The following is a 24,999-nucleotide window of genomic DNA, read 5'->3' on the forward strand; positions in this document are numbered from 1 at the left end:
GGCGGGGGTCACTGCGGGCGGGCGGGGACCGGCGTGATGATGAAGCGGTCGTGGACTTGCGGCTGGCCGGGCTGATCGAGCGGCGCCTTCAGGCCGGTCCTGAGCTCGGCGATGGTCTCGACGGGCAGTTCGAGCGGATGCTCGTCGGGATGGGTCGCCGCTTCGTGCGGATAGTCCTGCCCCGGCTTGTTGGTCATCTCGATATGCGCGCCGAGCAGGGCGCGGATCGGGTGCCGCGCGGCGAAGCCGGCGACGCGGTCTATCGAGGCGCGATTGTCGGCAAGGAAGTTGACCGGGACGTAGAGCCTGCCGGGGTAGATGGTATCACCCGACAGCAGGATCCTGAGCCGCGGATCATAGACCATGATCGCAGCGGCCTGGTGGCCGGGGGTGGGAATGATGCTCAGCGCGCGTCCGCCGAGATCGTAGCGGACGATCTGATCGGGCCATTTCGCCACGCCGAAGAAACTCGCGACCTCTTCGGCCTTGAGCCCGACCACCGTGGTGTTCGGGCGTTCGCGGAAGGCCGCGTCGCCGGCGACGTGATCGCCGTGGCTGTGGCTGTGCGCGACGATCAGCGGGATGTCGCTGCGGCCGTGCGCCGCCAGCCATTCGGCCACGAGCCGGTCGACGGCGGGGCGGATGCGCCCGTCCTTCGCGCCGGTGTCGAGCAGCAGCGCCTTGTCGCGCCCGAACAGCAGGTAGAGGAACGGCGCTTCGAAATTGGTCTTGACCGATTGCCGGATGACAAAGGTGTCGGCGTCGAGCGCCTGGATCTGGACGACGGGCTCTTCCGCCTGGGTGCCGTCGATCCAGCGTTCGGCGAACAGGTGGGGAAGGGGAGCGGCCGCCGCATGGGCCGTGGTTGCGAGCAGCGCGCTGCAGGCGAGCAGGCTGCGGATGATGCCGTGGTCGAAATTCATTCTGCCCTCGTCCCGAACCGATCGTGATTTGGCGGGGCCGGCTTGCGACCGGCCCCGCTCCGCACAGGTCAATACTTGTACCGCAGCTCGAGGCCGAAGGTCCGCGGGTTGATGACGGTCTGCTTGTAGTAACGCAGGCGCACGCCATCGTTGAGGCCGACGCGCGAACGGTCGTTGGAGACCGAGGCGACGGCGTACTTGTCGAAGATGTTGTTGATGAAGAAGCCGATGCTGTACTTCTCGGCCTCGTAGGTCAGCGAGGCGCGGTTCAGGACGTAGCCGGGCAGCTTGTCGCCGAAGGCACGGTCCCAGCCGAGCCGGGTCACCACGTCGCCGCGGTAGGTCGCGGTCCAGTCGGCGATCAGGTTGTCGTTCCCGAACGGCGCCGTATAGGTCACACCCAGGCTGCCGCTGTTCTTCGCCGAACCGGGCAGGCGATCGCCGGCCAGCGCGTCGAGCTGGATCGGGCTGCTGGGATAGGTGCCCGCCGGCGAATTGACCGCGATGATCCCGGGCACGTCCTCGGTCAGCCTGGCGTTGACGTAGGAATAGGTGCCCTGGATCGACAGACGGTCGATCGGCCGCATGTGGAACGAGGCTTCGAAGCCTTCCGACTTGGCCTTGCCGCCGTTCACGGTGATGCCGACGATGCCGTTGAGCGTTGCGGAATCGACCTGGATGCCGTCCCACTTGATCTGGAAGACGTTGAAATTGAACGTCAGCTTGCGATCGAAGAACTGGGTGCGGATGCCGATTTCGGCGTTCTTGGTGGTGTCGGGACCGTACTGGATCTCGTTCGGCAGGCCGCAGACGTTCTGCTGGGTGGGATCGAGCGGCAGGATGCACGGCGCGACCGTGTTCGGGCCGCCGATGCGATAGCCCTTGCTGTAGGTGGCATAGAGCATGATGTCGGGCGTGATGTTGAACGAGGTGTTGAACTTCCACACCCAGCCGCTCTTCTTCGCATTGCCGCCGGCCGGCGCGATGTCATAGGGGCTGACCGGATCGCCGAGCAGCGGCAGCACCGAGGTGCCGCGGATGTCCGAGGTATAGCCGAAGTAGCGCGCCCCGGCGGTGACCTGCCACTGCGGGATGATGCGGAAGGTGCCTTCGCCGAAGATCGCCTTCTCGGTGATCTTCGATTTCACGAACGAAGCGTATTCGACCTCGTCGGTGTTCGGCTGGACGCCGAATTCGACCCAGGGGTGGTTCGGCACGATCTCGCGATAGTCGCGCTGGCGCTTCTGCTCGTTGTAGAAGCCGCCGAGGACCCAGGAGAACGGCCCGCCGTGGCGCGAGACCAGACGCACTTCCTGGTTGAACTGGCGGCGCTTGTCGGTGCTCTCGTTGTAGCTCGAGAAGGCCGGGAAGGTCTCGTAGCCATAGTCGAGGTCGAGCAGCAGGTCGGTGTTGTCGGACTGCGCCTGGTTGCGGACGTTGGTATAGGCCGAGGTCGCGACCAGATCGACGATGTCGGCGATGTTGGCGTTGATCTCCATCGACGCCAGGTGGGCGCGGCGCGTCACCGGTTCGGTATAGCGGCCGGCGCTCTCGTAGCGGCCGGTGCCGAGCACGCCGTCGCTGTTGTACTGGCCGCCTTCGGTCGTCGTGCGCTGGTAGGCGTAGGTGAAGTTGACCTTCAGGTCCTCGTTGAACTGGACCAGCAGCTGGTTGCGCGAGCTGACCGTGCGCTCGTAGTTGAGGTCCTGGCGGCGGTAGAGGTTGGCCGCATAGCCCGCGTCGGTGATCACGTTCGGGCCGTTCGGCTGCGGCAGCGACACGCCGGGGGTCTGCAGCAGCAGCGGATAGTCGATGAAGCCGGGATCGTAGAAATAGCCCGAGGCCGAGCGGAAGGCGATGTGGTCCTTGACGATCGGAATGTTGATCACGCCATCGACGTTGTAGCCGTAGTTGCGGCTGTGATCCTTGGCGAAGACGCGTCCGTGGACTTCGGCCTCGACCGCATCGGTGTTCGGTCGGTTGGGAATGTTGCGGATCGCGCCGGCCAGGGTGCCGAGGCCGTAGAGCGTGCCCTGCGGGCCGAGCAAGGTCTCGACGCGCGCGATGTCGAGCAGCTTGAAGTCGTAGTAGAGCGGCACTTCGCCCAGATACATGCCCAGCGCGTCGTCATAGGAGGCGCCGGTGGCGTCGGTGTCCGAGGCGTTGAGGCCGCGCAGCACGATCGAGCCGGTCGAGCCCGGGCCCGTGTCCGAGATGGTCATGCCGGGGGTGAAGTCGGCGAGATCGCGGACGTCGTCGATCCGCTGGCGTTCGAGCTGTTCCGAACCGACCGCGCTGATGTTGATCGGCACGTCCTGGATCGAGGTCGCACGGCGGGTGGCGGTAACGACGATCTCGCCGCCTTCGCTGCCTCCGGCGTTGTCCGGCGCCACATCCTGCGCGTAAACCGGAGCGATCCCAACGCCCATGAGCATCGTCGCGCCGAGCAGCGTGTTGCGAAACAGTTTCATAGTCACTCCGAGCCCTTTGTTTTATCGAGCCTTCAAGTGACACCCTTCCCCTTGACGCTCTGGCTATGCCGGCGCCTTGTCAGCCGCATTGCGGCTGATTGAATGCGGTATTCCGTGGTGCCCACCGCGCGTGGCGGCGGGCCTTTCTTGGCACAGAGGGCTGTGCCGATCGTCATTTGCCGGATGGTCCCAGGATCGGAACGCGGACCGAAAATCGCCCAGCGTCGGACAGCGCCGACAACGGACGGTGGGGCGCCCGATGATACAGCTCTGCAGGCCGGTGTTCGATCCGTTGAACCCTCGTTTTGTGCCGGCACCTGGCCGGCGAGACCACCCTTTTCGTTCGCCGCCTCGAAGGGCGACGACCCATACGGTATGGATATTACGGAAAGGGTCAAGAGTAATAATTCCGCACTTGCTCAGTATGACGGCTATTAATGCTGCGTCGCACAAATCTTCGGTTTTTCAAAGATTGGGGCTCGGCCTGCAGCTCGTGGCTCCGCGTCAAAAAGCCAGCGGCGTCATACGGACGACTCATTTTGCTCTCGCTGATTCGCGAATCATGCCGCGATCGCGACGATGGCCGAGAGGTGAGGGATCATCCCCACTCGCGAGGCCAGGATTTCCGACGATCAGTCACCCGAAGGCGAAAATCGCCGGGTAATCGCCGCGCCGGGGCGGGCCGCAAGGCAAGCCTCGGTCCAAGCCACGGCCCCGAGCCACCGTGGTATTACCTATTTTGCCATCTGTAATATTTTTTGATGGACAAGCCTCGGTCTCTCGCTGATGCTGCAATGCGAAAGGGGATCGAATCAATGATCGGGTCGTTCGTCAAGCTGAGCAGGATCGCACTGATGGCCGGGGCGCTTTCGCTGGTCTCGTGCTCGCCCGCCAAGGAGGCTTCCGCCCCCCGTACCGAGTTCAGCATCGGCTGGTCGATCTATGCCGGCTGGATGCCCTGGCCCTATGCGCAGCAGGCCGGGATCGTGAAGAAGTGGGCCGACAAGTACGGCATCAAGATCAACGTCGTTCAGGTCAACGACTACGTTGAATCGATCAACCAGTATACCGCGGGCAAGTTCGACGGCGTGGCCGTCACCAACATGGACGCGCTGACCATCCCCGCCGCCGGCGGCAAGGATACCAGCGCGATCATCGTCGGCGACTATTCGAACGGCAACGACGGTATCCTGCTCAAGGGCGCCGACAACCTCGCCGCGATCAAGGGGCGCCAGGCCTATCTGGTCGAGCTCTCGGTCTCGCACTATCTGCTGGCCCGCGCGCTCGAGAAGGCGGGTCTGAAGCCGACCGACGTGCGGACCGTCAACACCTCCGACGCGGACATCGTCGGCGCCTTCGGCAGCCCCGACGCCACTGCGGCGGTCGCCTGGAACCCACAGCTCTCGGTGATGCGCGGCCAGCCGGGCGCCAAGCAGGTGTTCAGCTCGGCGGAGATCCCCGGCGAGATCCTCGATTTGATGGTCGTCGACACCGCCACGCTCAAGGCCAATCCGAACCTCGGCAAGGCCCTCGCGGGCATCTGGTACGAGACGGTCGCGCTGATGCAGCGCCAGGATGCCGAGGGTAAGGCGGCGCGCGCGGCCATGGCCAAGCTCGCTGGCTCGACGCCCGAGAACTTCGACAGCCAGCTGTCGACGACCTTCCTCTACGCCGATCCCAAGGCGGCGGTGGCCGCGACTTCGGCCCCGGCGCTCGTGACGACGATGACGCAGGTGCGCGACTTCAGCTTCTCCAAGGGTCTGTTCAAGGGCGCCACCTCGGCCGACGCCGTGGGCATGGCGTTCCCCGGCGGCAAGACGCTGGGCGACGCGCAGCACGTGACGCTCCGCTTCGACGAAAGCTTCATGAAGCTCGCGGCGGACGGAAAGCTCTGAGCCGGGTTCCGCAAGGTCTAGCGAAAGTTGGTGTGACGACATGCGTTGGGTGAACCGTCAAATCGATCGGAGCGGGCGGATCCTGCTCGGATCGCTACCGATCCTGTTGCTGGTGCTGCTCTACCTGTTCCTCGCGGCGCAGCGGCACGCAGCCAATCCGATGGACAAGATCCTGCCGCTGCCCACGGGCATGGCGCAAGGGATGGCGGCGCTGCTGTTCCAGCCGGACCAGCTGACCGGCCAGCTGATCTTCTGGGCGGATACCTTGGCGAGCCTGCAGCGGCTGGGCATCGGCCTGGGCATCGCGACCGTATCGGCCCTGGTGGTCGGTCTGGTCCTGGGCATCCTGCCGCCGGTCCGCGCCACTTTCGGCCCGCTGGTGACCGGCATCGCCGTGATCCCGCCGATCGCACTGCTGCCGATCCTGTTCATCGCCCTGGGCCTGGGCGAGACGGCCAAGGTCGCGCTCATCGTCATCGGCATCGCGCCGGTCATGGTGCGCGACATCATGGCCCACGTTTCCGCCCTCCCGCGCGAACAGATCATCAAGGCGCAGACCTTGGGCGCCAGTTCCTGGCAGATCATGATCCGGGTGGCGCTGCCGCAGGCCATGCCGCGCCTGTTCCACGCGGTGAAGCTGGCGCTCGGTCCGGCCTGGGTCTTCCTGATCTCGGCCGAGGCGATCGCCTCCGACGTCGGCCTCGGCTACCGCATCTTCCTCGTTCGCCGCTATCTCTCGATGGACGTCATCATCCCCTATGTCGCCTGGATCGCACTGCTCGCCATCTTGATGGACGTGGCCCTGACCGTGCTGAGCCAGCGTCTCTACCCCTGGGCACACGGAGCAAGCCATTGAACGCGCGCGCCGAAACCCTCCTCAGCCTGCGCGACGTCTGGGTCGAGTATGGCGACAAGATCGTCCTCGAAAAGGTGGATCTCGACATCGAGGCCGGCTCCTTCGTCTCGATCATCGGTCCGTCCGGCGCGGGCAAGTCCAGCCTGCTGCGGATCGTCCTCGGCCAGGAAGTGCCGACCCGCGGCAGCATCCTGCTCGACGGTACGCCGCTGACCCCCGAATGCGGTCCCGATCGCGGCGTCGTGTTCCAGCGCTACTCGGTGTTCCCGCACTTGTCGGTGCTGCGCAACACGGTGTTCGGCCTCGAATGCGAGAAGGCGCCGCTGACCGCGCGACTGTTCGGCAAGGCGCGCCGCGCCGCCGAGGCCGAAGCCGCCGAAATGCTGCACGCGGTCGGCCTGGGTGATTCCATGCATCTCTACCCGGCGCAGATGTCGGGCGGCATGCAGCAGCGGCTGGCGATCGCCCAGGCGCTGATCAAGCGGCCGCGCATCCTGCTGCTCGACGAGCCGTTCGGCGCGCTCGATCCCGGCATCCGCGCGGACATGCACACGCTGATCACCAAGCTGTGGCGCGACTATTCGCTGACGATCATCATGGTCACGCACGACATCCGCGAGGCCTTCTCGCTGGGGACGCGCGTGCTGGCGCTCGACAAGCGCCGCCACGATCCCCACGCGCCCCACCGCTTTGGCGCCACCGCGGTCTACGACCTGCCGCTGCGCCGCGATGAACAGCCGGCGAGCGAAGGCATCGTCGTCGTCGCCGACACCCCGCTCAGCATCGAGGAGACTATTCGACATGGCTAGCGACACCGCGGGCCTGGCCCGGCTCAGCATGAGCCTTCCGGGCGATCTGTTCCGGCAGCTCGACATGATGGTCGAGGAGCGCGGCTTGCCGTCGCGATCGCAGCTGATCGCCGAGCTGATCCGTCACGCCCTGGCCGAGCACGAGGCCTTCACTCGCCCCGACGAGATGCTCGCGGGCACGATCACCATCGTCTACCGCGGCGATCGTGGCCGGGTGCGCCATCAGCTCGCGCAGACCCAGGCCGATTACCTCAAGGAGGTGATCTCGTCGCAGCACGTGTTCTTAGAGGACGACCAGTCGCTCGAGGTGCTGCTCGTCCAGGGACCGGCGCTGCTGCTCAAGGAACTGTGCGACGCGCTGCGCCGCGTGCGTGGGGTGCACCAGCTCCAGCTCGTCACGACGACCGCGCTGCTGCCGCCGCTTTACGACAAGGATGCCGAAGAAAAGGGAGTCGCGGCATGACCCAGGTTTTGGCAAATCCTTCGGCGGCACGCGATCACGCGCGCGCCATGGCGGGCACCGTGGTCGAGGCCATGCCGATCGTACCCCCGGTCGCGGGTGATCTGCCCGCGGGCGTTTCCGCCGACGACCTGCTGTGGGAAGAGACGATTGCGGCGGGCGGCTATGCCACGCGTCGGTTGGCGCGCGGCGATCGCCTGCGCTTGATCGATCTCGAGGGCGACGCCTGCGCATCGCTGCAAATCTTCAACGCCGAAATGCCGACCGAGAGGCTCAACGTCGCCGATACGGTGAAGATCCAGTGGAACGCCTATCTCGGCGCGGGCAAGCTGCTGCTCTCGGACATGGGCCGGGTGCTGATGAGCCTGATCGAGGACGGGGCCGAGACGCACGATACCTTCTGCGGCACGTCCAACGCCGAAACCAATGCCGCCAAGTACGGCAATGGCGCGAACAGCGGACCCTATCCGAACGGCCGCGATCGCCTGCTGCTCGGTGCCGCCAAGCACGGTCTGCAAAGGCGCGACGTCCATCCCTGCGTGAACCTGTTCAAGGGCGCGAAGATCGAGGCCGACGGCACGATCACGCCGCAGGTCGGGCCCTTCGCGCCGGGCCGCAGCCTGGTCCTGCGCGCCGAGATGGACGTGATCGTGGTGGTCGCCAACTGCCCCCACGTGCTCGATCCGCGCGAGGACTGGACCGTGACCCCGCTGCGCGCGACCGCCTGGCGCGGCCCGGTCACCTCGGCCGAAGATCCGGTCCGCAATGCGACGCCGGAGGGCCTGCGCGCCTTCCAGAACGTCGAAGACTATTTCCGTCGTTAACGAGGACAGGCCCCACATGAGCGTCGATCCCCACCTTTCCGGCCTTTCCGGCACTGTCGTCCACGATGTCGTCGTGCCCGCGCGCGCGCCGTGGCTGCACCGCATCGCGGCCGGCCAAACGCTCCGCATCGTCGATCTCGAGGGCAACCAGGCCGTCGATTTCCTGCTCTATGCGGCTGAAGACGACGCCGAGCGCTATTCCGCCCAGGATACGGTCTCGGCCCAAGGCAACCTGTTCCTGCGCCAGGGAACCGTCCTGCGTTCGAACGAAGGGCGGCCGATGATGACGATCGCGGCGACTTCGGTCGACTATCACGACACGATCGGCGGCGCCTGCTCGTGCGAGTCCAACACCCTGCGCTATGGCCACCACACCAAGGCGCAGCACGCCTGCGTCGAGAATTTCCTCGAAGCCAACCTGCTCGACGGCCGCGGCAAGCGCGACATCGTCTCCAACATCAACTTCTTCATGAACGTGCCCGTGGAAGCGGACGGCTCGCTGGGCATCGTCGACGGGATTTCCGCGCCCGGACTGACCGTGGATCTCAAGGCCGAGATGGACGTCGTCGTCGTCGTCTCGAACTGCCCGCAGATCAACAACCCGTGCAACGGGTTCAACCCGACCCCCGTGCGCATGATTGTCGCCGCATGAGCTACGATACCGTCCTCATCGCGAACCGCGGCGCGATCGCCACCCGGATCATCCGCACCCTGCGGCGCATGGGCCTGCGCTCGGTCGCCGTCTTCTCCGAGGCCGACGAGGGCTCGCTCCACGTCTCCGAGGCCGACGAAGCCGTCTGCATCGGCCCGGGCCGTGCGTCCGACTCCTATCTCAACGTCGCCAAGATCCTCGATGCGGCGCGCAAGACCGGTGCAGGGGCGATCCACCCCGGATACGGCTTCCTGGCGGAGAACGTCGATTTCGCCGAGGCTTGCGCCGAGGCGGGGATCGTCTTCATCGGCCCGACGCCCGACAACATCCGCACCTTCGGCCTCAAGCACAGCGCCCGCGAGCTGGCCGCGGCCCATGGCGTGCCGCTGGCGCCGGGTACCGATCTACTCACCGATGAGGAACAGGCAGCCGAAGCAGCGAACCGTATCGGCTTCCCGGTGATCCTCAAGGCGACCGCCGGCGGCGGCGGCATCGGCATGCGCGTCTGCGAGGACGAGGCGGCCGTGCGAGAGGGCTTTGCCGCAGTCCAGCGCCAGGGCCAGAGCAATTTCGGCGACGCCGGCATCTTCCTCGAACGCTACATCCGCCGCGCGCGGCACATCGAGGTGCAGATCTTCGGCGACGGCGAGGGGCGGATCATGCCGCTCGGCGAGCGCGACTGCTCGCTCCAGCGCCGCAACCAGAAGGTCGTCGAGGAAGCCCCCGCGCCGCTGCTGCCCGCGGCGGTCCGCAGCGAGCTCATCGCCGCGGCGACACGGCTCGGCCAGGCGGCGAACTATCGTTCGGCGGGCACGGTCGAATTCCTCTACGACGCCGAGCGCGAGGAGTTCTTCTTCCTCGAGATGAACACCCGTCTCCAGGTCGAGCACGGCGTGACCGAAGAGGTCATGGGCATCGACCTCGTCGAGTGGATGATCCGCGGCGGCGCCGGCGATTTCGCCTTCCTCGATGCGCCGATCCCCGAGCCGCGCGGCCATTCGGTGCAGGTCCGGCTCTATGCCGAGGACCCGGCGCTCGACTACCGCCCGACCTCGGGCACGCTGACCGCGGTCGAGTTCCCCGACGACATCCGCGCCGAGACCTGGATCATGGCGGGCAACACCGTCAGCCCCTGGTACGACCCGATGCTGGCCAAGCTGATCGTCCACGCGCCGACGCGGGCCGAGGCGATCAAGGCGATGCAGACCGCGCTCGATCGCAGCCGAGTCGACGGCATCGAGACCAACCTGCGCTGGCTGCGCGACGTCGTCCGCACGCCCGAGTTCACCAGCGGCGAGGTATCGACGCGCGTACTCGACGGCATCACCTCGAACCCGCGGTCGATCCGCGTGATCAGCGGCGGCACGGCGACGACCGTGCAGGACTGGCCGGGTCGCCAGAAGCTCTGGGCGGTCGGCGTGCCGCCTTCGGGCCCGATGGACGACCAGTCGTTCCGCCTCGGCAACCGCCTGCTCGGCAATCCCGAGGGTACCGAGGGGCTCGAGGTTACCGTGACCGGGCCGACGCTGAGCTTCACCGCGCCGGCGCGGATATGCCTGACCGGCGCCGATTTCGGCGCCACGCTCGACGGTCGCCCGGTTGCGCGCGGCGTGGCGATCGAGGTCGAGGCCGGGCAGACGCTCGCGCTCGGCCGCGCCGCAGGCGGTGGCCTGCGCGGCTATATCCTGTTCGCCGGCGGGCTCGACATCGCAGCCTATCTCGGCAGCCGCTCCACCTTCGAGCTCGGCCAGTTCGGCGGCCACGCCGCACGCCGGCTGCTCGCCGGTGATACCCTGCATCTCGGCGACCAGCCCACGGGCGCGGCGCTGCCCGCGGTTGCCTTGCCCGAGCTCTCGACCGAGTGGACCGTGCGCGTGCTCTACGGCCCGCACGGCGCGCCGGACTTCTTCACCGATGGCGACATCGATGCGATCGTCGCGGCCGAGTGGCAGGTCCACTACAACAGCAACCGCACCGGCGTTCGCCTGATCGGCCCCAAGCCGCAATGGGCGCGCAAGGACGGCGGCGAGGCGGGGCTCCACCCGTCGAACATCCACGACAATCCCTATGCGATCGGCGCGGTGGACTTCACCGGCGACATGCCGATCATCCTGGGTCCCGACGGTCCGTCGCTGGGCGGCTTCGTCTGTCCCTTCGTGGTGATCGCCGCCGATCGCTGGAAGATCGGCCAGCTCTCGCCGGGCGACAAGCTGCGCTTCGTGCCGGTCAATGCCGGCGACGCGACGACGGCCGACCGGCTGCAGCGCGAACTGGTCGCGACGGGCAGGGTTCCCGGTGCCGGCCCGGCGCGTCCGATCGAGACGCTTTCGCCGATCCTCGCCGAGATCGACGAGCGGCCCGGCTGCCCGCGCACGGTCTATCGCCAGCAGGGCGATCGCAACATCCTCGTCGAATATGGCCCGATCGTGCTCGACATCGAGCTGCGCATCCGCGTCCACGCGCTGATGACCGAGCTCGAGCGGCTGGCCCTGCCGGGCATCGTCGACGTCGTTCCCGGCATCCGCTCGCTGCAGGTGCATTTCGACGGCGAGACGCTGAACCAGCGCGCGGCGCTGACGGCACTGATCGCCGCCGAGGAGCGGCTGGGTGACCTCGAGGATTTCGCGATCCCCTCGCGCATCGTCCACCTGCCGCTGTCCTGGCGCGATCCGGCGACGCTCGAGACGATCGAGAAGTACATGAGCGGGGTTCGCGCCGATGCGCCCTGGTGCCCGGACAACATCGAGTTCATCCGCCGCGTCAACGGCCTGCCCGATACGGCGGCGGTGGAGAACCTGATCTTCGAGGCTAACTACCTCGTGCTCGGGCTCGGCGATGTCTATCTGGGCGCGCCGGTGGCCACCCCGGTCGACCCGCGCCACCGCCTGGTCACCACCAAGTACAACCCCGCGCGCACCTGGACGCCGCCCAACGTCGTCGGCATCGGCGGGGCCTACATGTGCATCTACGGGATGGAAGGCCCGGGCGGCTATCAGCTGTTCGGCCGGACCATTCAGGTGTGGAACACGCACCGCCAGACCGACGCCTTCATCGAGGGCAAGCCCTGGCTGCTGCGCTTCTTCGACCAGATCCGCTTCTACCCGGTCAGCGCCGAAGAGCTCGTCGAGTGGCGGCGTGACTTCCCGACCGGGCGGCGCGCGATCCAGGTCGAGGAATCGGAGTTCCGCCTCGCCGACTATCGCGCCTTCCTGGCCGAGAACGCCGAAGCGATCGCCGCTTTCGAAGATCAGCGCCAGGCCGCCTTCGACGAGGAGCGCGCGGAGTGGCAGCGATCGGGCGAGTTCGACCGCGTCACCAACCTGGCCGAGGCGGACGCACCGCAGGCCGGCGCGGTCGACGTGCCCGACGGGGCGGACGTCGTCGAAGCGCCGTTCGGCGGTAGCGTCTGGAAGCTGCTGGTCGCCGCGGGCGACGAAGTGAAGGCCGGCGATACGATCGCGATAATCGAGGCAATGAAGATGGAATGCGAAGTGCACAGCCCGGGTACGGGCACCGTGGCCGCCCTCTACGTTCACGAACGGCAGGCGCTGCAACCCGGTTCGCCGATGCTCGCGCTGAGGGCCGAGGCATGACCGCGCGGGCCGTCAGCACGCTCGAACGTCGCAGCGCGACGGGCATTGCCGCCGCGGTTCAGGCCGGCAAGACCAGCGCGGTCGCGGTGATCGAGGAAACCCTCGCGCGTCTGGCCGACTACGATGCGATCCAGCCGCAGGTGTGGATCAGCCGCGCGACCGCGGAAGATCTGCTCGCGGCGGCGCGTGCGGTCGACGCGCGGGTCGCGGCTGGCGAAGTGCTGCCGCTGGCCGGCGTACCCTTCGCGGCCAAGGACAACATCGACGTCGCGGGGCTCGAAACCACGGCGGCCTGTCCGGCCTTCGCCTATCGCCCGGCGGAATCGGCGACGGTGATCGAGCGACTGACCGCGGCGGGCGCGATCTGCGTGGGCAAGACCAACCTCGATCAGTTCGCCACGGGGCTCAACGGCACGCGCAGCCCTTACGGCAGCCCGCGCAACGCCTACAACCTGGCCTATGTCAGCGGCGGTTCGAGCTCGGGCTCGTCGGTCGCCGTGGCGGCCGGGTTGGTGGCTTTCGCGCTCGGGACCGACACCGCGGGTTCGGGCCGCGTTCCGGCCGCTTTCCAGCACCTGATCGGCTTCAAGCCGAGCAAGGGCCGCTGGAGCAACCGCGGGCTGGTACCCGCCTGTCGCACGCTCGACTGCATCACCGTCTTCACCGACGACACTGCCGACGCGCGGCTGGTCGACGGCGTGGTCGCGGGCTTCGACGTGGAGGATCCCTATTCGAAGCCGCTGGCCGACCGAACCTTGGGACGCAAGACGATCGGCGTGCCGCGCCGCGACCAGCGCGTGTGGTTCGGCGATGCCGAGTCCGAATTCCTCTACGACAAGGCGCTCGAGACGCTCTCCGGCATGGCCGAGATCGTCGAGATCGACCTGGCGCCGCTACAGGAAGCCGCGCTGCTGCTCTACGGCGGCCCCTGGGTGGCCGAGCGCACGGCGGCGATGATGGACATCCTCACGAACAATCCCGGTGCGGTCGATCCGACCGTGCGCGAAGTCGTCGAGCCCGGGCTGACGATGACCGCGGTGGAGCTGTTCAACGGCATCTACCGCATGGCCGAGCTCAAGCGTCACGCTGACCTGCTGTGGGAGGGCATCGACATGATGGCCTTCCCCACCGTGGGCACGACCTATCGCGTGACCGAACTCAAGGCCGCGCCGGTCCAGCTCAACAGCGCCTTCGGCGTCTACACGAACTTCGTGAACCTGCTCGACATGGCCGCGGTCGCCGTGCCGGCCGGCATCCGCGGCAATGCCACGGGCTTCGGCATCACCCTGATCGGCCCGGCCGATACCGACCGCGCGCTGCTCGACGCGGCCGACGCCTACCTTGCCGTTGCCGATCTTCCGTCCCCGCCACCACTCGATCTGGAGGGTAAAATGCAGACCGTGAAACTCGCCGTCGTCGGCGCCCATCTCAAGGACATGCCGCTGCATTGGCAGCTGACTTCGCGCTCGGCCGCCTTCGTCGGCGCCTTCGAAACCGCGCCGACCTACAAGCTCTACGCAATGGCCGACAGCGTGCCGCCCAAGCCCGCGCTGGTGCACAGCCCGGACGGCGCGCCGATCGCGCTCGAGGTCTACGAGCTGGGCGTCGCCGAGTTCGGCAGCTTCGTCGCCGAAGTGCCGGCGCCGCTGGCGATCGGCACGGTAACCCTGGCCGACGGCAGCAGCGTCAAGGGCTTCGTTTCCGAGCCCCGCGCGGTGACCGGTGCTGAGGACATCACCCACCTCGGTGGCTGGCGCGCCTTCATCAACGCGAAGGCCCCGGCATGAACCGCCTCCGCGCAATCACGCTGGCGCTGGTCGCCGGCATCGCCGCCACCCCGCTCGCCGTCCAGGCGAAGGCACCGGCCGAGCAGGTCATCCAGGTTCCCGGCTTCGCCGACTTCCTGGCCCCCGACGGCGACACCGTCTGGGCGACCAATCGCGGTCGGATCGAGCGCTGGTCGCGCACCCAGGGCAAGCTCGCCGAAGTGGCGATCGCCCGGCCCTGCGGCGCCATGGTGATCGCCGACGGCAGTCTCTGGGCCGCCAATTGCGCCGACGGCACGGTTAACCGCATCGATCTGGCGACCGCAAAGCTGGTCGCGACGATCCCCACCGGCCTCGCCAAGCTGACCAAGTCCGAGCACCAGCTCGCCGCGGGGGCAGGCTCGATCTGGGTCGCCAGCAATGCCACGGGGCAGATCTCGCGGATCGACACCGCGACCAATCAGGTCGTCGCGACGATCGCGGTCGATCCCGAGACGTCCTATCTGACCTTCGGCTTCGGTTCGGTCTGGGCGGTATGCCTGCCCGGGCAGACGATCCAGCGCATCGATCCCGCGACGAACAGCGTGACCAAGCGGACCGCCCTGGGCAAGGCGCCGGGCTTCCTCGCGGCTGGCGAGGGCGCGGTCTGGGTGCAGGAGCAGGGCGACGGCACGCTCGCGCGCATCGATCCGACCAGCGGCGAGGTCTCCGGCCGGGTCAAGGTCGGCACCGTGCTCAAATATGGGGACGTCGATACCGGTGCCGGCAAGGTCTGGCTGCGGACCACCGAGGATCAGACCTTCGTCGCGATCGATGCGCGGACGCTGGAGATCAACGCGCGGGTGGGCAAGCCCGAGGGCAGCGGTGCGCTGCGCTATACGCGTGACGGCCTGTGGACCTCGGCCCACGACGTTCACACGCTGACCTGGTGGCCCAAGCCCCGCAAGATCGCGAAATAATTCGTTCCACCCCTGGCCTGCCTCCTTGCTGCTGTGGGGAGGCAGGTCCTTTTTCGGGTCTTCGGCCCGTCCCGGTTCAACTTGAACCGGAACGAACCTGCATCATTATTACTTTGCCGTGATTTTCAAGGCAGCAGGCGTGTTCGCTTGCCGCGAAATCACTTAGCGGCTGTAGGCCACGCGGGCAGCAGCCGGAGCCATCGCCGTGCGCGCTTCGATCTGCGAGCGGACGTCGGCGATCACCGCGGTGCGGCATTCCTGCGACTTGGCTTCGAGCGAGAGGTGCACGTTGGCCAGACGCTCGCCGCAAACGGCGCGTGCAGCCTGGTCGACGCGGATCGCGAGGCGCTGCTCGCCATCGGCGGTCGACAGGTCGAGACCCTTGAGCGTGAGGATCGCCGAGTCCTGGGCGAGGGGGTTTTCGGTGGTGGTGTTCGCGGACGCCGAGGTCGCGAAAGCAAGTGCGGCGAGAGCCGCCAGACCAATCTTCATCGTCATCTCCTGTGCGTTAGGCAAGCGCCGCTGTTCGGCGATTGACGCCTACATAAAGCCAGGAGATGAAACTTACAATACTGCGGTCTAAATTATTCTTTTATTACTTGGGTTGTCTCCAGTTATTACTTCACCCGGATCGTCAGGGTGGCCAGATCGGTCACATGGCCGAGCAATCCGATGGGCAGATCGGCTTCGGTCGAGCTGTCGCGGACCGAGACGGTGATCGTCCGGGCATAGGGGGCAGACCATTCGCGCACCGCATCCATGGGCACCCGGACGCGCCAACGATTCTGGCCTTCTACAATGACTTGGCGGCCGTTGATCAGCACGGGCGCGGCGGCATCGGCGCGGTGGCCCGAGACCAGCAGGCAGCTCTCGGCGCCGCACGAGACGAGGCGCGTGCTCGCTTCGCTCGCCGCCATCGCGGGCGAGGCAAAGGCGGCGGTGAAGGCCGCGCCAGTCAGCAGAAGTCGGGAAAGGTCAGTCCAGGGCAATGCCTGCCTCCTCGAAGAAAAGCCTCACGGGCTCCAGAATTTCGGCGTGCTGCTTCCAGCGCGCGACCGAATCGGCGTAGATCGGCCGACGGACCTGCGCGGCGCTCGGCGTCGAGACGGGCGCGGCATTGGCGTGGAAGCTCAGGCAGTCGTCCGACCAGTCGAGATCGCAATGCGCGAGCAGGCGGCGCGTCTGGCCTTCCTGGTCGGCGACCAGATCCTCGTAACGCAGTTCGAGCACGCGGCCGGGCAGCGTCTCGCGCCAATGCGCCATCAGGCGATCGAAGCGGACATAGTAGGCGGCGATGTCGAGCAGGTCGTAGCTGTAGTCGTAGTAGCGCGAGCTGACCGCGAAGAGGTTGCGGAAGTTGCTCAGCACCGTGTCCATCGGGTGGCGGCGCAGGCAGACGATCTTCGCCGCGGGCAGGGCCTTCGCGATGAAGCCGGCATAGAGGAAGTTGCCCGGGAACTTGTCGGTGAAGCGCAGGCTCGCGTCGCGGCGGTGGTGGCTGGCGCGCTGGAGGAAGTCCTGGCCGATCGCGTCCATGTCAGCCTGCGCGGCCATGGCGACGGTCTCGGGGTCGAGCACCACCGGCGTGCGCGTGCCGGCAGCCTTCTTGACCGCGAGCGGCATTGCCTGGAGCTCGCCGGCGCTTTCGACCAGCGGGTGCGACGAGAGGATGCGGTCGACCAAGGTCGTGCCCGTGCGCGGCATGCCGATGACGAAGATCGGCGCCTCGACGGCGGTTCCCGGCTGGGCCGCGGTGAGCGCGCCGGCCGCTTCGACCGCGTCGAACACCACCGCATCGCGTTCGAAGGTATAGGGCAGGGCGCGGCGGTGCTCGCCATTCGCCGCGCAGAGCGTGTCGAGCGCCTCGGCCGGGCGGCCCACGTCTTCGAGCTCCTTGGCCAGCGCATAGCCCAGCAGCAGGCGGCCCTGGCCGTCGCGCGTCGCATTGCGCACTCGGCCCAGTCGCTCGACGTGGTTGCGGGCTGTGGTCTGCTTGCGCAGGCCGGCGAGCAGGTGGTGCGCGCGGGCATTGCCGGGCTCGAGCTTGAGCAGGTCCTCGAGCGCGGCGTCGGCTTCGTCGGTGCGCCCGAGGAAGTTCAAGGTCACCGCCTGGTTGTAGCGGTACTCGGTATTTTCGGGTTCGATCCGCACGGCTTCGACGAAGTGCGGCAGCGCGGCGGCGTGGTCGCCGAGGCGGGCGTAGACGCAGCCCATCGTGTCGCGGCTGAGTGCGTCGGTCGGTGGTGCCTGCTCGGCATCGCGCAGCATGGCGGCGGCGTCGCCGTCCTGGCGGACCAGGGTGAACAGCTTGGCGAGCTGGGCGCGGTATTCGCCCTGCGGGTCGAGTGCCACGGCATCGGCGATGTGCTTGATGCCCTGGCGGATGCGGCCGGCGCTGGATTCGACGATGCCGAGGAGGAAGTGGCCTTCGGCGTCCTTGGCGTTCTCCGCGATCAGGGTCGTGGCGAAACGGTGCGTCGCGCCCAGATCACCGCGCATCAGTGCGCTGCGAGCGGCTTCGATCCGGGCGGAACGCATGCCGGTCATGCCGTGGCCGCCGGTTCGGTCTGGTCGTTGTCGGCGCGGCGCGCCTTGTAGCGATCGATCAGCGGCTGGAACGGGAACACCGTCTGCTCCCAGATCGACAGGCGACGGCGATCGTCCTGGCCCACGAGCACGCCTTCGCCTTCACGGTAGGTGCCGAAGATACGGTCGAGCAGGATCAGCGAATTGCCGTAGTTGCAGCGCGTGCTCTCGTAGTCGGTCGAGTGGTGCAGGCTGTGGTGGCGGATCGTCGTGAAGAAGAACGAATACCAGATCGGCGGGTTCGACCGGACGTTGGCGTGAGCGAAGGTCGCGATGACGCCGGTGGTGCTGAATGCGGCGAACAGTGCGGTCTTGTCGACGTCGAAGAAGGCCAGCACGCTCAGGCTGATCAGGAACAGTTCGATCGGGTTGCCGACCGCGCCCTTGGCGGCGTTGAGCTGGGTGATGTGGTGATGCGGCGCGTGGGTCAGCCAGAACGGCGTCACGTTGTGCATCAGCCGGTGCATCCAGTACTGGCCGAATTCGAAGACCACCACGACCAGCGCGACCTGCGCGAGCCAGGGCAGGGCGGCCGCCCAGGCGGTGGTGATGCCGAGCGAGGCCTTGAGTGCGCGCAGCGGCTCCTCGGCGACGTTTTCGGTCAGCCAGGCGATGAGCGTGCCGCTGAGCACGGCGTAGAACAGGTCGGTGAAGAACTCCTGCTTGTTCATGCGCCAGCCGGCGTGGCGTTCGTGGACCTGCTCGAGCAGCAGCACGATGATCACGATCACCGGGCCGGCGGCGATGATGGTTGCCGGATGGTCGAGCAGCGACTTGGGGCCGAAGGCCCAGAAGCAAAGCACCAGCGCGATCATCGCTGGGGGAAGCAGGTTGAAGACTTTGTCCTTCATGCCATCACACTGCGCTGCAGTGCGTCATGAGGGCAGGCGCTATTTGGCGATGAAAGCCATAGCTTGGGTCTATGACCTGTGCTGGGCGCGAATCCTTCGGATCACCTCGTCCCAGAACAGCTGGGTCGCAGTGTCGCGCGCCGTCTCCGCCCGCGCGAGCAGGAAGATGTCGTAGGACGGCTCGAAATCGGCGTGGAGCATCGGCCAGAGCCGGCCCTTGGCGACCTCGCTCTCGGCGGCGAGGATCGGCAGGAAGCCGATGCCGATGCCGTGGACGATCAGCCGCCGCGCCTCGTTGATGTCCTCGGCGAGGCCGCTGACCCTGGTGCCCAGGCGGTAGCGCCGGCGCAGGTGGGTGATCTGTTCGATCTCGTCTTCGCCGGTGAGGACGAAGTCCTGGTCCTTGAGTTCGCCCAGCCGGCTCACGCGGTAACCGAAATAGGCGCTGCTGCGCGAGCAGTAGAGCTGCTGGCGCTCGACCAGCAGCGGCTCGTACATCAGGCTGCCGCGCACGCTGCTGTCGTAGCCGACGCCGATCTCGACCTCGCCCTGTTCGAGCGCGTCGAGCACCTGGCGCCAGGGCGAGACGCGGATTTCGACGTGGATCGCGGGATTGCGCCGGTGAAAGCTGGCGATCGCCTCGTCGAACTCGGTCGAGACCAGGCCCGAGACGATCTGCATGCGCACGATGCCTTCGACGCGCTTGGTCGCCTGGGCGATCTGGTGCGGCATCATCCGCGCCGATTCGAGCATGTCCTCGCACAGTGACATCATCGCCTTGCCGGCCGCGGTCATCTCGACGCCGGTGGCGTGGCGGTGGAGCAGTGTCGTCCCGACATGCTCCTCGAGCCGCTTGAGCGCGGCGCTGATGCTCGGCTGCTGGCGGTTGAGCTGCCGCGCCGCCGCGCCGATGCCGCCGGCGCGGACGATGTCGACGAAAGTGCGCATCAGGTTCCAGTCGACCCGGCTCGCGAACTTCTTGTCAATCAGCGGGGCGCGATCGCTCATCCTCGGTGCTTTCCTTGATCGGTCGCTTGATCGGCCGACTTGGTGTCGCGGCTAGATCGGCCAAGTCATAGATCAAATCAATGCAAATCATCGAACTGTCGTAACTACCCCTATGACCCGCTCCGCCTAAGGGTGGGCGCATGACCGTGCTGCCCCTCGTCGACATTTCCATGCTGGCCAGCGAGCGCCTCGAGGACCGGCTCGCGGTCGCCGAGGCGCTCGATCGCGCCTGCGCCGAGGCTGGTTTCCTCTACATCAAGGGAACGCAGCTCGACGCCGCGGTGTTCGGCCGGCTGCTGTCGCGGGCCGAGGCCTATTTCGCGCTCGACCAGGCCGCCAAGATGCGCAGCTACATCGGCGCTTCGGAAAACCACAGCGGCTACGTACCCGTGGGCGAAGAGGAGTTCGGCGTCGGCACCAGCGATCTCAAGGAAGCCTACGACGTCAACTGCGACTACCAGCCGACCACCGGCCGCCGGCCGCTGCTGGGGCCGAACATCTGGCCCGACATGCCAGGCTTCCGCGAGGACGTGCAGGCCTATTACGGCCACGTCACTGGGATCGGCCGCCAGTTGTTTCGGGGTTTCGCGCTCGCGCTGGGCCTGCCCGAAGACCATTTCGAGGCGCATCTGCAGAACCCGCCGAGCCAGCTTCGCCTGATCCACTATCCGTTCGATGCCAGCGCCGAGGATCGCCCCGGGATCGGCGCACACACCGATTACGAGTGCTTCACCCTGCTGTTCGCGACGGCGCCCGGGCTGCAGATCGTCGACCGGCAGGGCGACTGGGTCGACGTGCCGCTGATCGAAGGCACGATGATCATGAACATCGGCGACATGATGGAGATCCTCTCCAACGGCCGCTACGTCGCCACCCGGCACCGGGTGAAGAAGGTCCGCGAGGAGCGCTATTCCTTCGCGCTGTTCCATGCCTGCGACTACGACTACGTCGTCGCGCCGGCGGTGCATGGCGAGGCGCCGCGCTATGCACCGCTCAAGGGCGGCGAGCATCTGTTCAACCAGACCGCGCAGACCTTCGCCTACCTCAAGCGCCGGGTCGCCAGCGGGCAATTGGTCCTGGCCGATGCGGTGCCGCTCGATTCCTTCGGGCAGCGGAGCCTGGCCGGCTCATGAAGCTGATGGATCTGCTCGGCGTCATGCCGCCGGTGGGGGCGGATGGCCCGGCTTTCCCGAGCCGGCTGCTCGGCGCGTTCCGGCGCAAGAGCATCAGCTTCTGTACGGGGCTGACCGACGAGACCAGCGTCGTCTACTGGTTCCAGTCGCGAAGCTTCACCATCGACCTGCGCCTGCCCGACGCGGCGGCGACGCCGGTGCTCGCGCGGCAGGGCTGGGTCGGCGACACCTTGTGGGATGCCGACAAGCAGGAACTCTCCTGGGCGGTCGAAACGGGCTATCAGTTGCACAATCAGTGGCCCGAACCCGCGCGCTTCCACTACATCGGCAACAGCGTGCTCGAGTTCGCGCCGTCGGGCGCCTATGTCGAGGACTGGCGCCAGCAAAGCTCGACCGGCCCGCTGCTCGGTCTGCGGCTGCTGGGCATGCTCGATCGGCGTACGGGGCAGGAGCGACCGATGGACGGCGGGCTCATCCTGGCCGGCGAGCATATCGCCTATGCGCAGTCGCGGCCGCCGTCGATCCACCAGGCGCTGCGGAACGCTGCGAGTCTCGACCAGGCCCGGGCCGACGGGATCGTCACGGCGCGCGAGATCGAGAGCTACGAGGTCTCGGTGGCGATCGGCGGCCGGACCGTCACCCACAGCACCCAAGCGAACGCGGTCGGCCAGGAGATCGCCACGGGCGACTTCGAACTGCAGCCCGACGGATCGGTGATCCTGTCGCGACTGATCGACGGCGAACTGCGCGGCCTGCGTTTCGCGGTCGATCTGCATCTGCCCGAATTCGCCTTCGCGCGGCAGACGCCCTGCGATCCCGAGGCGCTGCGCTGGATGGAAGCGGAGCAGGACCATCTCGCCCGGCACGCATCGATCGCGCTGTGAACAGGATCTCGCTTCTTCCGACGCGCAGGGTCGCGGCGACCCGGGTATGGCTGGCGCCATGACCATCCTGTCCCATATCTCGCCGCGCCGCGCGCGCCTCGTCCTCCTGCCGCTACTGCTGGCGCCGCTCCCGGCCGCGGCCGCCGAACCGGCGCGTGCCGCGACCGCCGAGATCATTCCGCTGCCGCTGAACCCGGTCCTGCCCGCAGGCCAGCGCCTGTGCACGGCGAAGACCGCATCGGGGCTGGGCTACATGATGCTTCGCCCGGCGATGGGAGCGAAGCCGGCCGAGAGCGACTTCGTGCTGGTCAACTACATCGGCTACCTGGCCGCCACCGGCGCCGTGTTCGACCAGGGCACGCAGGCGGCCTTTCCGGTCAACGGGGTGATCCCGGGCTTCTCGGAAGGGCTGCAGATGCTGGCGAAGACCGGTGTCGCGCGCTTCTGTATCCCCGCGGCGATGGGCTATGGCGCCCAGGCCTCTGGGCCGATCCCGGCGAATTCGGACCTGGTGTTCCAGGTCGAGCTGCTCGATTCCAAGTCCGCTGCGGAAATCGAGGCTATGCGCAAGGCCAGCGGCGCCGAAACCACGTCGGGCAGGCAACAGGAGTAAGGAAAGCGATGGCTTTTACCGTCAACGTCAACGGCCAGGATCGTCAGGTCGATCTGCCTGGCGCCATGCCATTGCTGTGGGTGCTGCGCGACGAGCTCGGCCTGCTGGGCACCAAGTTCGGCTGCGGCATCGCGCAGTGCGGGGCCTGCACGGTCCATGTCGACGGCGCCGCCGTCCGCTCGTGCAGCCTGCCGCTCGAGGCCGTGGGCGAGGGCAAGGTCACCACGATCGAGGCGATCGCCAAGTCGCCGGTCGGCGCCGCGCTGCAGGCGGCTTGGGTCGAGCACGACGTGCCCCAGTGCGGCTATTGCCAGTCGGGCCAGATCATGACCGCCTGCGCCGCTTTGACGGAAAATCCCAAGCTGGGCCGCGCCGGCGCGGTCGAGGCGCTCAACGGCAACATCTGCCGCTGCGGCTGCTACAACCGCATCGGCGACGCGGTCGCCGCCGTCGCGCAGAAGCTCGAGGGAGGCGCCCGTGCCAAGGCCTGACACGATCGATCGCCGCTCGTTCCTGCGCGTCGGCGCGCTCGCCGGCGGCGGCCTGGCGCTCAACCTGGGCTTCGCCGCCGACCTCTTCGCGGCCGAGATCGGCAAGGGCGCTCTGCCCAGCGCCGGCATGCTCAACGCCTTCGTCTCGATCGCGCCCGACGGGTTGGTGACGATCGTCTCGAAGAACCCCGAGATCGGCCAGGGCATCAGCACCTCCTTGCCGATGATCATCGCCGAGGAGCTCGACGCCGACTGGGATCGCGTGGTCATCACCCGCGCCCAGGCGAACCAGGCGCTCTATGGCCCGCAGTTCGCGGGCGGATCGCTGTCGACGCCGACCAACTGGCTGCCGATGCGCCGCGCCGGCGCTACCGCGCGCGACCTGTTGGTGCGCGCCGCCGCCGCCGAGTGGGGCGTTCCCGCGGCTGAGTTGAGCACCGCGAAGGGGGTGATCAGCCACGCAGCCTCGGGCCGATCGACGACCTATGGCGCGGTCGCTTCGGCCGCAGCGAAGCTGACGCCGCTGCCGGCCGAGCAGATCAAGCTCAAGGATCCCGCGCGCTTCAGCATCATCGGCAAGCCGATGCGCCAGGTGGCGACGCCGGGCATCGTCCGCGGCGAGCCGATGTTTGGCCTCGATACGCGCCTGCCGGGCATGCTCTTCGCGGTCTATGCGCGCAGCCCGGTGATCGGCGCGAAGCTCAAGCGGGCCGAGCTCGACGCGGTCAAGGCCAAGCCCGGCGTGCGCCATGCCTTCCCGGTCCAGGGCAACGGCAATCCGATGGAGCTCGTCGACGGCGTGGCGATCCTGGCGACGCACTGGTGGCTGGCGCGCGATGCCAGCGACGCGCTCGTCGCCGAATGGGACGAGACGATCGGCGCGGGCCATTCGAGCACGACCTATGCCGAGAAGGCCGCGCCGCTGCTCAAGGCAGTGCCCGCCAAGGTCGTGCGGCAGGACGGCGACCTGGCGGCAGCGCGCGGCAGTGCGGCCAAGCGCGTCCAGGCCGAATATCACTATCCGTTCCTCCACCACATGCCGATGGAGCCGCAGAACTGCACCGCGCTCTACGAGAACGGCAAGTTCACGCTGTGGGCGCCGACCCAGGCGCCGCAGAACGGCATCGACGGTATCGTCAAGGCGCTCGGCGTGGCCGAGAGCGACATCACCGTGAACATCACGCGCATCGGCGGCGGTTTCGGCCGGCGGCTGATCAACGACACGATGGTCCAGGCGGCGGCGATCGCGAAGGGCGTGCCGGGCACGCCGGTCCAGCTCATCGTCACGCGCGAAGACGATACGATGCACGGCTTCTACCGGCCCGGCGGTTGGCACGCCTATGAGGCGCTGCTCGATGGCAAGGGCAAGGTGACGGGCTTCGCCAATCACCTCGTCGGCTTCGGCACGGGGGGCAAGCCGGTCCGCTCGGGCGAGATCAACGCGCAGGAGTTTCCCGCGGGCCTCGTCGACAATCTGCTGATCGGGCAGACCAATATCGAGACGATGATCCCGACCGGGCCGATGCGCGCGCCGTTCTCGAACGGCATCTGCTTCGCCAGCCAGTCGTTCCTCGACGAAGTGGCGCTGGCCAGCGGCCGCGACCTGCCGACCTTGCTGCTCGAAATGCTGGGCGAACCGCGGCAGCTGCCCTCGGCGCGGCCCGGACAGCGCGGCTTCGATACCGGCCGTGCCCGCGGCGTGATCGAGAAGGTGGTGGCGACCTCGGGCTGGAAGCAGCGGCCCAAGGCGCGCGGCAAGACCGGCTATGGTTTCGCCTTCTACTTCTGCCACCAGGGCTATTCGGCACAGGTGGTCGAAGTGCGCGTCGACCAGGGCAAGATCTCGGTACCGCGCGTCTGGACCGCGACCGACGTCGGCAGCCACATCATCAACACTTCGGGCGCGCAGCACCAGGTGCGCGGCTCGGTGATCGACGGGATCGGCCAAGCGCTGGGTCAGGCGATGACCTTCGAGAACGGCAAGGCGGTCGAGACCAATTTCGACGCGATCCAGATGGCGCGGCACGAGATCACGCCGGGCCGGATCGAGGTGGACTTCGTGATCAGCGACAATCCGCCGACCGGGTTGGGCGAACCGGCATTGCCGCCGGTAATCCCGGCGCTGACCAATGCGATCTTCGCCGCGACGGGCAAACGGATCCGTTCGCTGCCGATCCGGCTCGACGAGACCGCGGCCTAGCGCGCCATCGCGCAGGGCTGAGCCC

General features: G+C 67.4%; 21 protein-coding genes. 14 read left to right on the forward strand and 7 right to left on the reverse strand.

The window, feature by feature from the left end; genetic code table 11:
* Positions 1 to 8: 8 nt before the first annotated feature.
* Together OLX23_RS16375 and OLX23_RS16380 are read right to left on the reverse strand one after the other, a co-directional pair.
* Positions 9 to 923 (reverse strand): MBL fold metallo-hydrolase, encoded by a 915-nt coding sequence (locus tag OLX23_RS16375; protein WP_264446085.1) that lies wholly within the window; start codon positions 921 to 923, stop codon positions 9 to 11.
* 68 nt (positions 924 to 991) lie between these two features.
* Complete coding sequence (locus OLX23_RS16380; protein WP_264446086.1) at positions 992 to 3,394, reverse strand: TonB-dependent receptor; 2,403 nt, start codon at positions 3,392 to 3,394, stop codon at positions 992 to 994.
* An 815-nt stretch (positions 3,395 to 4,209) separates the two neighbouring features.
* Here OLX23_RS16380 and OLX23_RS16385 point away from each other — a divergent pair.
* The 9 genes from OLX23_RS16385 to OLX23_RS16425 are packed head-to-tail and all read left to right on the forward strand — an operon-like array spanning position 4,210 to position 15,208.
* Positions 4,210 to 5,289 (forward strand): putative urea ABC transporter substrate-binding protein, encoded by a 1,080-nt coding sequence (locus OLX23_RS16385; protein WP_264446087.1) that lies wholly within the window; start codon positions 4,210 to 4,212, stop codon positions 5,287 to 5,289.
* A gap of 40 nt (positions 5,290 to 5,329) precedes the next feature.
* Positions 5,330 to 6,145 (forward strand): ABC transporter permease, encoded by an 816-nt coding sequence (locus OLX23_RS16390; protein WP_264446088.1) that lies wholly within the window; start codon positions 5,330 to 5,332, stop codon positions 6,143 to 6,145.
* Positions 6,142 to 6,954, forward strand: a complete 813-nt coding sequence (locus OLX23_RS16395) for an ATP-binding cassette domain-containing protein (protein ID WP_264446089.1) — start codon at positions 6,142 to 6,144, stop codon at positions 6,952 to 6,954. The genes OLX23_RS16390 and OLX23_RS16395 overlap by 4 nt, the downstream gene beginning before the upstream one ends.
* Positions 6,947 to 7,417, forward strand: coding sequence for a CopG family ribbon-helix-helix protein (locus OLX23_RS16400; protein ID WP_264446090.1), 471 nt, complete (start codon positions 6,947 to 6,949; stop codon positions 7,415 to 7,417). Before OLX23_RS16395 ends, OLX23_RS16400 begins: the two co-directional genes overlap by 8 nt.
* Positions 7,414 to 8,238, forward strand: a complete 825-nt coding sequence (locus OLX23_RS16405) for an urea amidolyase associated protein UAAP1 (protein WP_264446091.1) — start codon at positions 7,414 to 7,416, stop codon at positions 8,236 to 8,238. Before OLX23_RS16400 ends, OLX23_RS16405 begins: the two co-directional genes overlap by 4 nt.
* Before the next feature lie 16 nt (positions 8,239 to 8,254).
* A complete protein-coding gene (locus tag OLX23_RS16410; protein ID WP_264446092.1) occupies positions 8,255 to 8,890 on the forward strand; it encodes an urea amidolyase associated protein UAAP2 in 636 nt (211 codons plus the stop codon).
* Positions 8,887 to 12,483 (forward strand): urea carboxylase, encoded by a 3,597-nt coding sequence (uca, locus tag OLX23_RS16415; protein WP_264446093.1) that lies wholly within the window; start codon positions 8,887 to 8,889, stop codon positions 12,481 to 12,483. The genes OLX23_RS16410 and uca overlap by 4 nt, the downstream gene beginning before the upstream one ends.
* The gene (gene atzF, locus OLX23_RS16420; RefSeq protein WP_264446094.1) at positions 12,480 to 14,270 is read left to right on the forward strand and encodes an allophanate hydrolase; all 1,791 of its coding nucleotides are present in this window, start codon (positions 12,480 to 12,482) and stop codon (positions 14,268 to 14,270) included. The genes uca and atzF overlap by 4 nt, the downstream gene beginning before the upstream one ends.
* On the forward strand, positions 14,267 to 15,208 hold the full coding sequence (locus OLX23_RS16425; RefSeq protein ID WP_264446095.1) for a YncE family protein: 942 nt from the start codon (positions 14,267 to 14,269) through the stop codon (positions 15,206 to 15,208). Before atzF ends, OLX23_RS16425 begins: the two co-directional genes overlap by 4 nt.
* Before the next feature lie 162 nt (positions 15,209 to 15,370).
* Here the strand turns inward: OLX23_RS16425 and OLX23_RS16430 are convergent, their stop codons facing one another.
* The 5 genes from OLX23_RS16430 to OLX23_RS16450 form a co-directional block, all read right to left on the reverse strand.
* Complete coding sequence (locus OLX23_RS16430; protein ID WP_264446096.1) at positions 15,371 to 15,700, reverse strand: UrcA family protein; 330 nt, start codon at positions 15,698 to 15,700, stop codon at positions 15,371 to 15,373.
* A gap of 125 nt (positions 15,701 to 15,825) precedes the next feature.
* Complete coding sequence (locus tag OLX23_RS16435) at positions 15,826 to 16,197, reverse strand: hypothetical protein (RefSeq protein ID WP_264446097.1); 372 nt, start codon at positions 16,195 to 16,197, stop codon at positions 15,826 to 15,828.
* Positions 16,184 to 17,755, reverse strand: coding sequence for a tetratricopeptide repeat-containing sulfotransferase family protein (locus OLX23_RS16440; protein WP_264446098.1), 1,572 nt, complete (start codon positions 17,753 to 17,755; stop codon positions 16,184 to 16,186). The genes OLX23_RS16435 and OLX23_RS16440 overlap by 14 nt, the downstream gene beginning before the upstream one ends.
* Positions 17,752 to 18,645 carry a sterol desaturase family protein gene (locus OLX23_RS16445; protein ID WP_264446099.1) on the reverse strand — a complete coding sequence of 298 codons (894 nt, stop codon included), beginning with the start codon at positions 18,643 to 18,645 and terminating at the stop codon, positions 17,752 to 17,754. The genes OLX23_RS16440 and OLX23_RS16445 overlap by 4 nt, the downstream gene beginning before the upstream one ends.
* A 69-nt stretch (positions 18,646 to 18,714) precedes the next feature.
* A complete protein-coding gene (locus OLX23_RS16450) occupies positions 18,715 to 19,653 on the reverse strand; it encodes a LysR family transcriptional regulator (RefSeq protein ID WP_264446100.1) in 939 nt (312 codons plus the stop codon).
* A 140-nt stretch (positions 19,654 to 19,793) separates the two neighbouring features.
* Here OLX23_RS16450 and OLX23_RS16455 point away from each other — a divergent pair, with 140 nt between their 5' ends.
* From OLX23_RS16455 to OLX23_RS16475, 5 genes are read left to right on the forward strand one after another with little or no spacing between them, the layout of a single operon-like run.
* Complete coding sequence (locus OLX23_RS16455; protein WP_264446101.1) at positions 19,794 to 20,786, forward strand: isopenicillin N synthase family dioxygenase; 993 nt, start codon at positions 19,794 to 19,796, stop codon at positions 20,784 to 20,786.
* The gene (locus OLX23_RS16460; RefSeq protein ID WP_264446102.1) at positions 20,783 to 21,670 is read left to right on the forward strand and encodes a hypothetical protein; all 888 of its coding nucleotides are present in this window, start codon (positions 20,783 to 20,785) and stop codon (positions 21,668 to 21,670) included. The genes OLX23_RS16455 and OLX23_RS16460 overlap by 4 nt, the downstream gene beginning before the upstream one ends.
* 58 nt (positions 21,671 to 21,728) lie before the next feature.
* Positions 21,729 to 22,283: an FKBP-type peptidyl-prolyl cis-trans isomerase gene (locus tag OLX23_RS16465; protein ID WP_264446103.1), complete on the forward strand. Its 555-nt coding sequence runs from the start codon at positions 21,729 to 21,731 to the stop codon at positions 22,281 to 22,283.
* 8 nt (positions 22,284 to 22,291) lie between these two features.
* Positions 22,292 to 22,774, forward strand: a complete 483-nt coding sequence (locus OLX23_RS16470) for a (2Fe-2S)-binding protein (RefSeq protein WP_264446104.1) — start codon at positions 22,292 to 22,294, stop codon at positions 22,772 to 22,774.
* Positions 22,761 to 24,974: a xanthine dehydrogenase family protein molybdopterin-binding subunit gene (locus OLX23_RS16475; protein ID WP_264446105.1), complete on the forward strand. Its 2,214-nt coding sequence runs from the start codon at positions 22,761 to 22,763 to the stop codon at positions 24,972 to 24,974. Before OLX23_RS16470 ends, OLX23_RS16475 begins: the two co-directional genes overlap by 14 nt.
* The last annotated feature ends 25 nt before the right edge of the window (positions 24,975 to 24,999 follow it).

It is taken from the genome of Novosphingobium sp. JCM 18896, from assembly GCF_025938095.1.
In the GTDB taxonomy this organism is placed as follows: domain Bacteria; phylum Pseudomonadota; class Alphaproteobacteria; order Sphingomonadales; family Sphingomonadaceae; genus Novosphingobium.